The organism is Streptomyces sp. NPDC059787 (assembly GCF_042732315.1).
GTDB lineage: Bacteria > Actinomycetota > Actinomycetes > Streptomycetales > Streptomycetaceae > Streptomyces > Streptomyces atrovirens.
Map to the genome: position 1 here is coordinate 110,556 of NZ_JBHWHX010000020.1, position 13,623 is coordinate 124,178.

A 13,623-nucleotide genomic window follows, 5' to 3' on the forward strand; every position below is an offset into this window, starting at 1 on the left:
CGGTGAAAGGGCACGTCTCGCGCACGACGGCACAACGGCCTAGGAGGAGGTCTTCCGTACGCTCCACCCTCCGTCGACAACGAGGGAGGCTCCGGTGACGAAGGACGCGTCCGCGCCCAGGAGGAAGGCGATGGCGCCGGCGACCTCCTCCGGGCGCCCCAGCCGGCCCATCGCCGTCTGCTCGGCGCTGGCCTGCCGGTCCGCCTCGCCGATGCCGTCCCAGGCGCGCGTGAGGATCGGTCCCGGAAGCACCGCGTTCACCCGCACGTCGGCCCCGTACTCGACCGCCAGCTGCCGCATCAGTCCCGTCAGCGCCGCCTTGGCCGCCGCGTAGGCGGGACGCCCCGGCATACCGACCAGAGCATGCACGGAGGAGACGAAGACGGCGCTGCCCCCGGTCGCCCGGAGATCCTCCAGACACGCCTGGAACCCCAGGAAAGCGCCCGTGAGGCTGACGGAGAGCTGACGGTCCCACTCTGCCCGGTCGATCGTGTGGGCGGCCCCCATACGCACCGTGTACGCGTTGCTGACGAGCCCCGCGACAGGCCCGAAGTGGTCGTGGGCCGTCGTGACCGCATCTGCCCAGCCGGCCTCGGTGGAGACGTCACCGTGCCGGTGGACGGCCCGCCCGCCCGCGTCACGGATGGCCTGTGCCGTCTCCTCGCCCCCTCGATCCATGATGTCGACCAGGACCACACCGGCGCCCTCGGCCGCCAGCCGGTGCGCGGTGGCGGCGCCGATACCCGAGGCCGCCCCCGTGACGACGACGCAGCGGCCGGAGAAACGATCGTTGACTGGGCGGTACGGGTTCACATGCGGCTCCCGAGCGGCATCGTCCGACAAGAAGGTGGAGAGGTGACCCTTGAAGAGGCCAGCCCAATTAAATATTAATTAATCAGGGGTGCCAAGAGGGGGCCGGTCATCGCCGCTCGTCCGTCCCGGGCGGAGAGCCAGGGAACAGCAGAGGGGTGACTTCTCGTGGCGCAGCGCCGGAATCCGTCGGCCGCCAACCCCGAACACGGCTTCAGCACCGGCGGCTCCCGCGTGACTTCGCCCCCCGACGCGCCCCGCACAACGCTGCGCCGGGACGGTGAGCGCTGGAAACTCGTCGCCGATCTCGCCACCGCCCAGGCCCGCATGCGCCCCGAACACCCCGGCCCCGAACCCTGGTAGCGGCACCAGATACCGGCTCACGCGCGTGCCGATCAGGCAAAGGCGCTGTACGAATCAGTCAGGGAGCGACGTTCCGGACCGTGTCCTTCCCCGCGTGGTCCCGGTACGACAGACGGGTGAGCTCGCCACGACAGCAGACGGCGGCCAGTTCCAGCAGCACACCGGGCGAGATCTGACCGTCGACTTCGACTGCCCGGACCCCGCCGGGCCGGCCCGCTTCTACGGCAACGCGCTCGGCTTGCCGGTCGTCTGCTCCAGCGACGACTTCATCCTGCTCGGCCGGGAGAATCCACCCGGACCGGGCTTTATCCGGGTGGCCGATTATCGGCCTCCGACCTGGCCGGACTTGGCCCAGGGCAAGCAGGCTCACATGGAACTGGGCGTCGACGATCCGGACGCCGCCCACGCACGGATGCCGGCACTGGGCGCCATGGAACCCCCTGTCCAACCGCACCCCGGTCAGCGGAGGGTCCTGCTGGACCCCGCAGGCCATCCCTTCTGCATCTCCACGCAGGACTGAGCATCACCGGCCGGCCGATGACCGCGACCGCGAGCCCACGCAAAGTGGCGAACTCGCCGTTGTCCTGAGCTTGTTCTTCACCTTCCGATCTTGAACGGCGTCTCGGACCGGGTCACTCACCTGGGGGTTCGCCGGACGCGGGGGCGGCCTCCGCCTGATCATGTGCTCCGGCCGAGACGGGGCCTGTTCTGCCCGCCCGCTCCTCTGTTCTTCCTGCCGTGGGGCGTGGACTGAGAACGCAGAGGAGCTGTCGATCTCCCGACCGCGACCTCACCAGTGCGGTGACCTGCCGGTCCGCGGACAGGCGCGGCAGAAAGCGCGGGCGGGTGCCGGCCGGAGTGCCGGTGGGGAGGCGGTCCTGGCCCACGGCGGTGTCGTCGCTTCGTGACCGTGGTCGGGCCTTCGTGGTCGCGACTTCGGCCGGGACCGGCCGCTGCCGTGATCGGTACGCGCAGCGCCGGGCAGGCCGGTGCCGCCCGTCACGGCCTTCCGGCGAGGGAAAATCACCATGCAGGTTGAAGGAGGGACGCATATCGGATCATCCTTGGCGTCATGAGTCTTGTCTCTCCTTTCTTGGACGTGCCCGCCATGGGCGATTATGCCTACGACTGGGCGCTGGTCGATGTGGAGACCTCGGGACTCATAGCCCGACGGGACCGGGTGCTGTCCGTTGCGGTCGTCACGATCGGGCCGGACGGTGAGCAGACCGGTGAGTTCTCCACGCTGCTCAATCCGGGATGCGATCCGGGGCCGGTGGAGGTGCACGGGCTCACCGTCGAGCGTCTGCAGGGGGCACCGACCTTCGACCAAGTGGCCGGGCGGATCGGAGCGATGCTCCAGGACCGGGTCCTGGTGGCCCATAATGCTCAATTCGACTACGACTTCCTGGCTCACGAGTTCGCCCGTGCGCGGATGTGGCTGCCCGTGTCGCAGCGGCTGTGCACCCTGGCCCTGAACCGCCAGGTGGACCCGCCCACGCACGACATGAGGCTCGGCACCCTCGCCGCCCACTACGGCGTCCCCCAACAGCGCGCTCATGACGCGCTGGACGACACCCGGGTACTCGCCGGGGTCCTGCGGGCGTCGCTGCGCGAGGCGGCTCGGCTCGATCTGCCCTTGCCGCTGGTGACCTGCCCACCACGGGCGGAATCCCAATTCACGCCGAAGCCGCCGAAGACTCCCTGTGCCTACCGCAATCCGGGACGTCTGACCCCCGGTGGGCCGCTCCAGCAGGGGATGAAGGTCGCGTTGACCGGTGAGACAGCCCACGCCCGGGCGGAGCTTGTCGGGCGGGCGGTTGCCGCCGGGCTGAACATGATGACCTCCGTCAGCCGGCACACCAGCGTGCTGGTGACCAACGAACCGGCGGCCGGATCGGCAAAGGCCCGACGCGCACTTGCCGAAGGCGTGCCGGTCATCGACGAGCAGACGTTCCTGCGGCTGCTGGCCGAGGTACGGCCGGGGACAGCGCACGAGGCGACGGACAGCAGGATCGCTCCGGTGACTGAGCAGGCAGCAGAACAGGTCGGGCCCGTGGAGCCGGTCCTCACCACGACCTCTGCCGTACCCACCCCGGAAACCGCGGCCCTCCCCACGGCCGCCCCCTGCGTGTCGGTGCCCGCGCCGCGCCAGTCCGAGCCCGCCGCCGGCACCTCGGACAAGCCTCTGGCGGGACGTCGGGTACTGGTGCTCGGTGGCGTCCATGCCGATGCCGCGGCAGCTCGTACCCGCGTCGTCGAGCTGGGCGGATCCGCGGCGATCAACCTGTCCGCCAGCGTCACCGACGTCGTACTCCTGCCAGGAGGAGAGGGCGACCGACGTATGAGGCGCATCACCGCCCTTGAACTTCCCGTGCACGACCTGCATTGGCTCGCCTCTCCGACTGCAGCGGACCAGAAGGCGGTGGCTCTCCGGTCTCAGGAGCCGCACGTGATGCCGAGGGGCGGCGTCATCGATCTGCCCATGCCGCACGGTGGTCCCGCGCCGGAGTGGTACGTCACCGCCGGCTGGGCTCCGCAGTCCGGCTGCGAGATCGACGTGGTCGCCTTTCTCCTCGACGAGGAAGAACAGGTCGCCTCCGACGAAGACTTCATCTTCTACGGAGTCCCGGAGAGTCCCGCCGGGACGGCGCGCCTGCTGACCGGAGGTCCTGCCGAACAGACCATTGCCCTCGATCTGGCGTCTCTGCCATCCGGGACGCGGAGGATCGTCGTCGCTGCGGCCATCGACGGCGCCGCCACCTTCGGGAGCGTCGGCGCGATCCAGATCGGTGCGGCTCCCGGCAGCAGCGGGGCACCTCTTGCCCGGGCCACCCTGGACGCCGCCACCACCGAACGCACGATGCTGCTCGTGGAGATCTACCGCAGGGGACCGCTCTGGCGTCTACGTGCCGTCGGTCAGGGCTACGACCACGGCCTCGACGCCCTCGCACGCGGTTACGGGGTTGACATCGCCGACTGAACGACGGCGTCGATGCGGAGGTCTTTGCGTCCTCTGGACCGGACCTGGAGGCGCGGTGCGGGCGAGGAATCAGGCAGAGCACCCGGAAGACCCTCGGCTGGAAGACGCCGGCCGAGGCCCTGAATGTCCAGCTGCTATCGATGCGAAGTCTGGTGATGCGACGACTGATCGAGCTTCTTCAACTCGGTCTCGAAAGGGGCATGTGGCCACTCAGGTTGACGTGCTCAGGACCACGGACTTCGAGTGTTTTCGACGCTCCGTGTTGACGGTTCATGTCACCCGATCGGTGGCCAAGTTGAAGAAGCTCATTGATTTCGGGGGTGTCAGAAAGTCCGAGTGGTGACCCAGGTTGCTTGGCTTGAGGGTTTGTTCAGGTCGAAAGTGATACCGGAGAGACGTCTGTCGGCGCCCAAGAACCCTTCGTACCTGCCTCTCGCACCGTTCGACCAACGGATGTTGAAGGAGATCGTCGTACCGTTGACTAAGGCTCCTGCCTCGAGCGTCCCCACGCTACCGGCGGAGGAGGCGGTTCCGAACAGGTTCCCGGCGCCGTCCTGGGTTATGTTGACCCGCACCGTGTATCTGTTGCTCTGGAAGATGTCCCAGACGCCGGTGGCGTTGAACGCCGCCGCGCTGACCGTAGCCGGTCGCTGAGTGGAGGATGCGCCGTCCGCCGAAGCTGCGGGGGCCACGGCGATGCTGCCGACACCCACAACGAGAGTGAGTGCGACTGCGGCAAGCCTGGTGTTCACGAGTGATCCTTTCGTTGATGTTCTCCCAGCGGGTGAGCGGACGCCATTCTCCCGGCCGGTGAAACGGGTGGCCAGACGTCAATTGGACATGAAGGCGTTACTCAGGTTTCTGGTTTTTGTCGGATGGTGAGTGTTGTGCGACCTCATGTTGATGCGACGTGCGGGGCATGGACGGCTTGAGGTTTCCCCGTGATGACGAACACCTGAGGACTGAACCGTTCCGGGTTCGGTAGAGATCTCAGATGTTGGGTGTGACCTGGGGTTTCGTGGTTGCGAGGTAGCGGTTGTTCTCGTATTCGACCGGCGGGACGTGTCCTGTTTCACCGTGGAGTCGCCGGTGGTCGTACCAGTCGACGTACTCGGTGGTGGCGAGCTCGACGTCGGACAGCGTCTTCCATGGCCGCCGGGGCTTGATCAGCCGGTCTTGAACAGCCCGATCGTGCTCTCCATCAGGGCGCTGTCGTAGGCGTCGCCGACCGACCCGATGGAGGCGGCGATGCCGGCGGCCTCCAGGTGGTCGGAGAGCCGGAAACTCGTGTACTGCGCCCCGGCATCCGAGTGATGTATCAACTCGCCCGGCTGAAAGGGGTGTTGGCCGCGGTCGCGTTGCCGGATCGCCATCTCCGGAGCGTCCAGCACGAAGACCGTTTCCTTCACGGTGGCCGCCGTCCAGCCGACGATCCGGCGGAAAAAGGTGTCCACGACGAAGGCGACGTAGATGACTGAGGCTGATCCTCTGGAGTGGACACCCTGACAATGGATCTTGATGGTCCAGGGAGGGATGTCCAGGTGGGACGCAAGTCTCCGTACCCGGAGGAGTTCCGGAAGGACGCCGTCGCGCTCTACCGCGCCGCGGCGGGCAAGCGGACGTACGCGGCGGTGGCCGCGGATCTCGGCATCACCGCGGAGTCGCTGCGGACGTGGGTCCGTAAGGACGACGCCGAGGCCGTGCCCGGACGCCGTGCCGCGGGCGGGAGCGAGAGGAGGAGCCGGCCCGGCTGCGGGCGGAGAACGCCCGGCTGCTCAAGGCCGAGAAGGAGTGGCACCTGGAGCGCGAGATCCTGCGCCGGGCAGTCGCCTGTTTCGCCCGGGAGGTGAAGTGAGACCCCACCGCTGGGACTTCATCTCCGACAACCGAGCCGACTTCGGCGTCAAGCGGATCTGCCGTGTGCTCGGGGCGTCCCGCGCCGGCTACTACCGGCACCTGGCCACCGAGCCCGCCCGCGCCGGGCGCCAGGCCGAGGAGAAGCGGACCGTGGCCGAGATTCGTGCCATCCACGCCGAGCACCATGGCGCCTACGGCGCTCCGTGCGTCCACGCCGAGCTGCGGGCGAGGGGACGGAGGATCAACCGCAAGCGCGTCACCCGGCTGATGCGGATCAACCGCATCGTCGGCCGGCACCTGCGGAAGAAGTGGACGACGATTGCTGACCACACGGCGCCGCCCGCGCCGGACCTGGTCATGCGCGACTTCACCGCGGAGACGCGGGACACCAGGTGGTGCGGCGACATCACCTACATAGCCGTCGGAACGACCTGGCTCTACGAGGTCTACTACTACCCCGGAGGCCACGGCGCGGCCCTTGAAGCGCCCAACCTGCGCCGGATCGCCCGGTACGTGCTGCACGGCACCCCCGAGCGGCCACCCGGGCTGCGCCGCACACCCGCACGGAGCTTCTCCCTGCTATCCAGGCTGGCTGCGCCGCTGTTCATCCTGCTCGGGCTTGGCGCCCTCACCGGGATTGTCTGCTTCGGGCTGTACGGCCCCTGGACCCCGGAGATCAACTCGCTTGCCGCGATCTGTGCGCTGCTCGCCGTGTTCATCGCCCTCGACGTGGCGTGAGCCACCCGCGGCCTTGACCGGCGACGCCCACCCCGCCCTGCCCGAGAACCACCAGGACCTCGCCAGAAACAGCCTCAGCCCCAGTCGACCCGGAAGCCGTAGCCCTCACACAGGTCATCGGATACTCCCTCTGCTCAGGGCATACACCGAGTGCGTTCGCGACACTCCCCCCGCTGGAGATTGTCCCGTATGCCCAAGTCGCGGCTCTACAGGGGACAAAACGGGCGGCTCTGGCCTGCCGCCGCGCGGGGTCTGGCAGGCCGGCACCGGCAGCAAGGGCTCGATGGGCAGCCATTCCAGGTCGGCGGTGTCGGGCTGCTCCGCCGCCCTCAGTGGGTCACCCCGTAGACCTACAGGCGAACCAAGTCGTGTACTGCGGTGATGGGCTCGTCCGGTGCGCAGAACGAGCCCGGCGAGGTGTCGTCATGGTCGTCGCCGTGGCGGGTGCGTATGAGCGTGGCGTGGTCGCAGGAGATGAAGCCGCGGGCGCCGCCGTCCGGCGTCTTGTCGGCGACGAGGATCATTGCGGTGCCGGTGATGGTGGTGACCAGTCGGCCCCCGGGGGCGCAGCGCGGTCAGCCACGATGCGGGGACGGGCCGGCCGGAGACGGTGGACACGATGCGGTCGACGTCGCCGGGCAGGGGCTTGGTGATGTCGCAGACGGCGGTGCGCGGGTACAGGCCGATACCGGCCGGCCGGTCGGTCGCGGCCTGGACCAGGCAGGGGTCGACGTCCACGCTCGTCACGAGTGCGTCGCCCAGGCGTCGGCGGGCCAGGGCGATGCCGTGTCCGGTGCTGGTGGTCACCAGGGTGCGGGAGTACGGCGTCCGGGCCGCGCGGCCGGTCAGCTCCGCCAGGGCGGCGGCGTGGGCAGGGGGCCGGGCGGTCGGACGGTCAGCACCCTGCCGTCGGTCCGCCCGGTGAGCCAGCCCAGCAGCTCCGCCGCCGACCCCGTCACCTGCGGCCCCGATCCGTCGCCGACGACCAGCAGGCCCCGATCCTCGTCGGCGCACAGGGCCATGGGCGGGGCGACGGGATTCTCGCGCAGCTTCGTCACAGTCGTCTCCAGCTCGCGGGCTACGAAGAACGCGGGCCAGTCCGCCGGGCCGTGACCGGTCGCCAGGTCGGTGTGGTGCACCTCCACCTCGCGCAGCATGCTTCCGACTGCGCCGCGCACCGGGCGCAGGCCGCCGCCGAGCCAGTGCACCAGCACCTCCCAGGCATCGTCGGGGTGCTCGCCGGCCGCGGTCAGGAAGCGGTGCAGCGAGCTGTCCAGGTCGTCGAGGAGGACGGCGGCGGGCCGGCCGGCACCTTCATCGATCTCCCGCTGGCGCTGGTCGTCGTCGGCGTACTGCGGAAGGCCGGCGTCCGAGCGGGCGGAGACGAGCAACCGGTGGCGGGAGTCGGCACTGCGGGCCAGGTGCGTCAGCACATGGGCGCGAGTCCAACCGGGCAACAGGGAAGGCGCCCGCACCTCCTCGTCCGACAGTGCCGCCGCGGTCGCGAACAGCCGGTCGGCCGAAGTGTGCAGCAGAGGCAGGATCGAGGCGGGGCTGTCGTGTCCTTCATCGTGCGGCATGGGTCTCCGATCGGTGACGACGCGTCGCCTCACCTGTTCCCAGCCTGCGCCGTCCTGCACCGCACCGATCGCGCGTCCGGCACGCCACGCCCCGTCGTACGACGGCACGGCGGGGCGCAGAGTGGGAGGTGGCCGTGCGGCGGCCCGTCAGGCCGGTGTCCGGCGACCGCTTCCCAACAGCAGGACCAGGATGGCCACGGACAGAAGAGTCAGCGCTACGAAGGTCCAGCGCAGCCCAAAGATGCCGCCGACCAGGCCGATCACCGGCGTTGCCCTTGCCGAGAACCTCGTCCGTCGGGGTGGGAGCCGGTGGGCGGGGTGCGCGGGTTCTCGAGCACGGACGCTGGAATCGGTGCTCTCGCGGGACTGGCGATCATCTCGGCATGATGGCTGGTCGTGCTGCTGCGACTGGCTTACCTGACCGTGATGAATGCGTTCGCCGTGCTGCGCCTGCCGCCCATGAGCGACCGGGACAAGAGCACGGAGATCCTCGCCCTCCGGCATCGGATCACGGTACTGGAGCGTCAACTCGCTGGCGAGAAGGCTCGGTTCTCCCCGAACGATCGCGCGTTCCTAGCGGCGTTGCCGCACCGCCTGTCCTCGTGGGTGCTGCGCAGGATACGGCTGGTGGTGCGTCCGGGGCGAGACGGACCGGTTCCACATAGCCGACCGGCTTCGGGAGAAGGCATCGGTTCGCGTGATCGCCGCCGAGCTGGGGCGCAGTCCCTCCACGATCAGCCGGGAGATCCGCCGCAACCGCACGGTCCTGTCCGGCGGCCAGTGGTACTACCGACCGCATGCGGCCCACCGGCGAGCGGTCCGGCGGCGGCCTCGGCCGAAAGCCGGGAAGATCGGCCAGAACCCGGAGCTCCGGGACTTCGTCCAGCATCACCTGACTCTGCGCTGGAGCCCCGAGCAGATCTGCCACGCTCTTCGCAGGCACTTCCCCGGCCGGCCGGAGATGTACGTGGTTCACGAGACGATCCACCAGGTGCTCTACGTCCAGGGCCCATCGTAGAACCCACTCCGACTCGCGTCCCTCGCGACTGGCCGACCACCTGGGAGAACGCGGGCCGCCCCGCACTCACTATCGACACCACGAGCCCCATGTTCGAAGAAGCCGAAACCGAGGCTCACCCCTTCAAGATCATCTCGTGGCGGTTTCTGGGCTCACCTTGGCTGTACCCGTAGTGGAACCCGGCCTCTGGGAGGAGATCGCCGAGGGGGCCGCTCGGTGCGAGCCGCACGCGGTCGTCCGCCACGACCGACGTCCGGGACTGCCGGTGATGCGGGACGGATCAATCACCTCCCCTCAGCGGTGCAGAGTCCACACCAGCGGAGACGCGCTCAGCCGGCGCAGACGCCGCCCGCAGGTAGCCGGTCAGCTGCCGCAGGCGCACCCGGCGGCCGCCTTGGCCTCGGCCGGGGTCTGGGAGGAGTCGACGGCCTGCTCCTCGGGAGTGCAGCAGGCGGTGGTGCCGCAGCAGGTGTCCGGGGCGGTGCCGGCCTTCTCCATGGTGTCGGTGTCGCCCTTGACCACGTACACCTCCCACGGCTCCTTGCCCGGGCCGGTCACCCACACCTTGTCCTGCAGTGCGTAGCAGCAGGAGGTGTCGTTCTCCTCGAACGTGGCCAGGCCCGCTTCCTTCAGCCGGGTCGTGGCGGCGGTGACGTCCTCGGTGCTGGCGACTTCGACACCGAGGTGGTCCAGGCGGGTCTCATCGTCGGCCTCGCCCTCGATGAGCACGAGCTTGAGCGGGGGCTCGGTGACGGCGAAGTTGGCGTAGCCCTCGCGTCGCTTGGCGGGCTCGGTGCCGAAGAGCTTGGAGTAGAAGGCGATCGAGCCTTCCAGGTCGGTGACGCGCAGGGCGAGCTGGACTCGGGACATGGCGGTCTCCCATCACAGACGATGCTGTATCGACAATTGTCGATACAGTCGAGGTTGCCACCTGAATAGATAAACGTCAACATAGAGGCATGCCGAAACAAGTTGATCTGCCGGTGCTCGGCCAGGACGCGGCGTGCTGCGCCCCGATGGTCCGCGAGCCGCTGGGTGAAGTGGACGCGGTCGAGCTGTCGCGGATGTTCAAGGCGCTGTCGGACCCCGTCCGGTTGCGGCTGCTGTCCCTGATCGCCTCCCACGAGGACGGGGAGGCGTGCGTGTGCGACCTGATCGGCCCGTTCGACGTCTCCCAGCCGACCATCTCGCACCACCTGAAGGTGCTGCGCGAGGCCGGACTGGTGGGCTCCGAGCGGCGGGGGACCTGGGTGTACTACTGGGTGCTGCCCGAGACCCTGGCGAAGCTGTCCGCCCTGCTGGGGACACCGGCCGTGTCCGCGAAGGCCTCCGCGTAAGCGCCTCGGTGCCGCTGGTGCGGCGGGCGGCGGCCGAAGCCGTCGGCACGGCGGCGCTGGTGGCCGTGGTGGTCGGCTCCGGGATCCGGGCGAGTGAGCTGACCCGCGATGTCGGCGTGCGGCTGCTGGCCGACTCCCTGGTGACCGTCTTCGGCCCGGGCGTACTCATCGCCCTGCTCGGCCCCGTCTCGGGGGCGCACTTCAACCCCGTGGCGACCCTCGCCGCCCGGGTCACCGGCCGCCGTACAGTCTGCGGGAGGTGGTCGTATACGTGCCGGCGCAGATCGCCGGGACCATCGGCGGCGCGGTCCTCGCGGACGCCGTGCTCGCGCAGCCGCTGGTGCAGTGGTCGACGCGCGGCCGGTCCGCCGGACATCTGTGGCTGGGCGAAATGGTCGCCGCCGTGGGACTGGTCTGGCTGGTCCTCGGACTGACCAGGGCGCACCTGGCGCCGGTGGCGGTCGCCCAGCGCCGTGGCCTCATGAGCTCTCCCGCCGCCCCGTCCGTGCTGTTCGTCCGCGTGCACAACGCCGGCCGGTCCCAGATGGCCGCCGCCTTCCTCACCCACCTCGCCGGGGACAAGGCCCAGGTCCGCTCGGCCGGTCCCGCGCCCGCCGACGCCGTGAACCCCGCCGTGGTGGAGGCCATGAAGGAGGTGGGCATCGACATCTCGGCCGAGATCCCGAAGGTCCTCACCGTCGAGGCGGTGCGGGCTCGGACATGGTCATCACGATGGGCTGCGGGGATGCCTGCCCGTACTTCCCCGGCAAGCGGTGCCCGGACTGGAAGCCGGACGATCCCGCCGGTCAGGGCGTCGAGGCCGTCCGGCCGATCCGCGACGAGATCGAGCGGCGCATCCACGGCCTGCTCGCCGAGCTCGGCATCCAGGGGAGGCCGTGAGCACGGCCACCGGCGTACGCGTCGCGGCGATGCAGCCCGAGCACGCCGCGGCCGTACTGGAGATCTACCAGCTCGGCATCGACGAGCAGAACGCCACCTTCAAGACCACCGCCCCGACCCGGGAAGCCTTCGATGCCGCCAAGCTGCCCTGAGCACCGTCTCGTCGCCCTGGACGGCGACGGCCAGGGCGTGGGCCGGGCCGCGGTGGTGCCGGCGTCCGACCGGTGCGGCCTGCGCCAGCGGGAGTTCGGCTCACACCTTCGGGCGTGGACGAGTCAGGAAACGTGCTCGACGACCTCGTGCGGGACGTCGGGCATGGCTCGATACGGGACCCACAGGACTCCTGTGTCAAGGCGTTGGCGAGTGAGATCACCAGCCGCAACGGCCAGGGGCCCTGCCACGTCACGGCCCCCGACCACCAGCCGTCATCACCCGCGAACCACAGGACGAGAAGTGTTCACTCAGTGGCACCTCTTTCGGAGGCTGCTGTCGCGGTAGCGGGGCTTCCCGATGCGGAGGTGTCCGTCCGGCGCCTCCGCCCGAGTACGAATGCGATCAAGAGAAGCACAAGGGTGGTGATGATCAGGGCGAGTGGTGCCGTGTCGGTCAGGAGGGTGAGTATCAGGCCGGCGTCCGCCGCCTTGTCGCCCAAGTCCCTCGAGCTCTCGGGAGTGATCTCGAAGGTGAAGGCGGACACCGGGAGCAGAGGGGTCGACGCATTGGCGACAGCGGCGGTCGCCACGACTTTCCTGTTCACGGTCTGATCGATGGCGATGCCGGTCTGCTGGTCGACGTAGGCGACCAGTGTCGACTGACCCAGGTAAGTGAGCGGCACGGGGTCCGGCAGCGCGGCCAGCGCGGCAGGCGTGAGAAGGGCCCGGGTCTTGGGGTCGAGGGTGGGCACCAGGCCCGCGACGAGCTTCTTCGGCAGGGCGGCCGGGAGCGGTTTGAGTACCGCGGGGTCCTTGACGGGCGCCGACACCTCGATCTCGTAGACGTTCACTGCACGGCCCTCGCGCTGCGCGGTTCCGGTGTAGCGGACCGGCACGATCGAACGGGTCGTCGCGTCGTAGTACGTGTAGGAGTCGTCCTGGGCGGCGTCCGGTGGGAAGGCCGAACTTAGCGCGCCCCGCGAGGGTTCCGCCGGTGTCGAAGCCGGTGGCGACGTGCCCTTCCGGCTCTTCCGGTCGATGGCGTACGTCTTCGGGCTGGGCAGGGACTGCTCGCCGGCGTGGACCGTCATCACGTCCTCGACCACGGCCGTGTCGCCGTGTGTGGACATGACCCGCACCCGCCGGTCGGCGGTGACGGGGATGCCGGACCGGAGCGCGTGCGCGGTGTCCCCGGACTGCAGGGCCTTGCTGTCGAGCATGGTGGCCTCGCCCGCGTAGTGCACGGTCTGGTCGGTGTCACCGGGCAGCTTCGTCGCGTTCGGGGCGACGACGAGGCGCAGGACTGCCGCGACGGTGACCAGGACCACGGCCACGGTGGTGAGCACGATTCTCGGACGACGAGCGGACACGGCGTCCTCCCCTCAGTTGTCTGGTCACATGTTTTCGGCGCCGGCTTTGATCGCTTCGCGGATACGCGGGTAGGTGCCGCAGCGGCAGATGTTGCGGATGCCGTCCAGGTCGGCCTCGGTGATCGGGCGGCCCTCCTCCCTGACGCGGCGGACCAGGGCGACGGCGGCCATGATCTGGCCGGGCTGGCAGTAACCGCACTGGGCCACGTCCTGGTCGAGCCAGGCCTCCTGCATCGGGTGCAGGTCGGCGCCCACGGTGGCCGGGAGTCCTTCGATGGTGGTGACTTCGTCGGACGGCCGCAGGTCCTTCACGGGGATGGCGCAGGGGTTGGCCGCCCTGCCGTTGAGGTGGCTCGTGCAGGCCTTGCAGACGTTGATGCCGCAGCCGTACTTCGGTCCGGTGACGCCGAGGACGTCGCGAAGGACCCACAGCAGCCGCTCGTCGTCCGGGACGTCGACGGTCACCTGTTCGCCGTTGAGGCGGAATGTGTGCTCGGGCACGGGAGCTCCCAGATGGT

General features: G+C 69.4%; 14 protein-coding genes and 4 pseudogenes. 9 read left to right on the top strand and 9 right to left on the bottom strand.

The window, feature by feature from the left end; all coding sequences use genetic code 11:
- Positions 1-39: 39 nt before the first annotated feature.
- On the bottom strand, positions 40-813 hold the full coding sequence (locus ACFV5H_RS20635; protein WP_385196506.1) for an SDR family NAD(P)-dependent oxidoreductase: 774 nt from the start codon (positions 811-813) through the stop codon (positions 40-42).
- 165 nt (positions 814-978) lie between these two features.
- Between ACFV5H_RS20635 and ACFV5H_RS20640 the strand changes: the two genes are divergently transcribed.
- From ACFV5H_RS20640 to ACFV5H_RS20650, 3 genes are all read left to right on the top strand, one after another.
- Complete coding sequence (locus ACFV5H_RS20640; RefSeq protein ID WP_385196509.1) at positions 979-1,173, top strand: hypothetical protein; 195 nt, start codon at positions 979-981, stop codon at positions 1,171-1,173.
- 172 nt (positions 1,174-1,345) lie between these two features.
- The gene (locus tag ACFV5H_RS20645; protein ID WP_385196558.1) at positions 1,346-1,693 is read left to right on the top strand and encodes a VOC family protein; all 348 of its coding nucleotides are present in this window, start codon (positions 1,346-1,348) and stop codon (positions 1,691-1,693) included.
- 552 nt (positions 1,694-2,245) lie between these two features.
- On the top strand, positions 2,246-4,153 hold the full coding sequence (locus ACFV5H_RS20650) for a TerD family protein (RefSeq protein WP_385196511.1): 1,908 nt from the start codon (positions 2,246-2,248) through the stop codon (positions 4,151-4,153).
- A 323-nt stretch (positions 4,154-4,476) separates the two neighbouring features.
- Here ACFV5H_RS20650 and ACFV5H_RS20655 read toward each other — a convergent pair whose 3' ends face one another.
- From ACFV5H_RS20655 to ACFV5H_RS20665, 3 genes are all read right to left on the bottom strand, one after another.
- On the bottom strand, positions 4,477-4,905 hold the full coding sequence (locus tag ACFV5H_RS20655; protein WP_385196513.1) for a hypothetical protein: 429 nt from the start codon (positions 4,903-4,905) through the stop codon (positions 4,477-4,479).
- A gap of 238 nt (positions 4,906-5,143) precedes the next feature.
- Entirely contained in the window at positions 5,144-5,323 is a 180-nt protein-coding gene (locus ACFV5H_RS20660) for an IS3 family transposase (protein WP_385196560.1), read from the bottom strand.
- Positions 5,320-5,796 carry a DDE-type integrase/transposase/recombinase gene (locus tag ACFV5H_RS20665; RefSeq protein ID WP_385196562.1) on the bottom strand — a complete coding sequence of 159 codons (477 nt, stop codon included), beginning with the start codon at positions 5,794-5,796 and terminating at the stop codon, positions 5,320-5,322. The genes ACFV5H_RS20660 and ACFV5H_RS20665 overlap by 4 nt, the downstream gene beginning before the upstream one ends.
- Between ACFV5H_RS20665 and ACFV5H_RS20670 the strand changes: the two are divergent.
- Positions 5,695-6,451: pseudogene (locus ACFV5H_RS20670) on the top strand (IS3 family transposase); the annotation flags it as partial. The gene ACFV5H_RS20665 and the pseudogene ACFV5H_RS20670 sit on opposite strands and share 102 nt — an antisense overlap.
- Positions 6,452-7,098: 647 nt before the next feature.
- Here the strand turns inward: ACFV5H_RS20670 and ACFV5H_RS20675 are convergent.
- Together ACFV5H_RS20675 and ACFV5H_RS20680 are read right to left on the bottom strand one after the other, a co-directional pair.
- On the bottom strand, positions 7,099-7,272 hold the full coding sequence (locus ACFV5H_RS20675; protein WP_385196516.1) for a hypothetical protein: 174 nt from the start codon (positions 7,270-7,272) through the stop codon (positions 7,099-7,101).
- 321 nt (positions 7,273-7,593) lie between these two features.
- The gene (locus tag ACFV5H_RS20680; protein WP_385196519.1) at positions 7,594-8,328 is read right to left on the bottom strand and encodes a maleylpyruvate isomerase family mycothiol-dependent enzyme; all 735 of its coding nucleotides are present in this window, start codon (positions 8,326-8,328) and stop codon (positions 7,594-7,596) included.
- Positions 8,329-8,971: 643 nt separating this feature from the next.
- On the opposite strand from ACFV5H_RS20680, the pseudogene ACFV5H_RS20685 reads away from it, so the two are divergent.
- Positions 8,972-9,337: pseudogene (locus tag ACFV5H_RS20685) on the top strand (transposase); the annotation flags it as partial.
- Between the two features lie 372 nt (positions 9,338-9,709).
- Here the strand turns inward: ACFV5H_RS20685 and ACFV5H_RS20690 are convergent.
- On the bottom strand, positions 9,710-10,216 hold the full coding sequence (locus ACFV5H_RS20690) for an ArsI/CadI family heavy metal resistance metalloenzyme (protein WP_385196522.1): 507 nt from the start codon (positions 10,214-10,216) through the stop codon (positions 9,710-9,712).
- 89 nt (positions 10,217-10,305) lie between these two features.
- Here ACFV5H_RS20690 and ACFV5H_RS20695 point away from each other — a divergent pair, with 89 nt between their 5' ends.
- From ACFV5H_RS20695 to ACFV5H_RS20710, 4 genes and pseudogenes are all read left to right on the top strand, one after another.
- Positions 10,306-10,683 carry an ArsR/SmtB family transcription factor gene (locus tag ACFV5H_RS20695; RefSeq protein ID WP_385196524.1) on the top strand — a complete coding sequence of 126 codons (378 nt, stop codon included), beginning with the start codon at positions 10,306-10,308 and terminating at the stop codon, positions 10,681-10,683.
- A gap of 8 nt (positions 10,684-10,691) precedes the next feature.
- Positions 10,692-11,161: pseudogene (locus ACFV5H_RS20700) on the top strand (aquaporin); the annotation flags it as partial.
- A gap of 3 nt (positions 11,162-11,164) precedes the next feature.
- A pseudogene (locus tag ACFV5H_RS20705) lies at positions 11,165-11,583 on the top strand (arsenate reductase ArsC).
- Positions 11,580-11,735 carry a hypothetical protein gene (locus ACFV5H_RS20710; RefSeq protein ID WP_385196526.1) on the top strand — a complete coding sequence of 52 codons (156 nt, stop codon included), beginning with the start codon at positions 11,580-11,582 and terminating at the stop codon, positions 11,733-11,735. The pseudogene ACFV5H_RS20705 and the gene ACFV5H_RS20710 overlap by 4 nt, the downstream one beginning before the upstream one ends.
- 305 nt (positions 11,736-12,040) lie before the next feature.
- Here ACFV5H_RS20710 and ACFV5H_RS20715 read toward each other — a convergent pair whose 3' ends face one another.
- Positions 12,041-13,105, bottom strand: coding sequence for a porin PorA family protein (locus ACFV5H_RS20715; RefSeq protein ID WP_385196528.1), 1,065 nt, complete (start codon positions 13,103-13,105; stop codon positions 12,041-12,043).
- 24 nt (positions 13,106-13,129) lie between these two features.
- Complete coding sequence (locus tag ACFV5H_RS20720) at positions 13,130-13,606, bottom strand: (2Fe-2S)-binding protein (protein ID WP_381228172.1); 477 nt, start codon at positions 13,604-13,606, stop codon at positions 13,130-13,132.
- Positions 13,607-13,623: the final 17 nt, after the last annotated feature.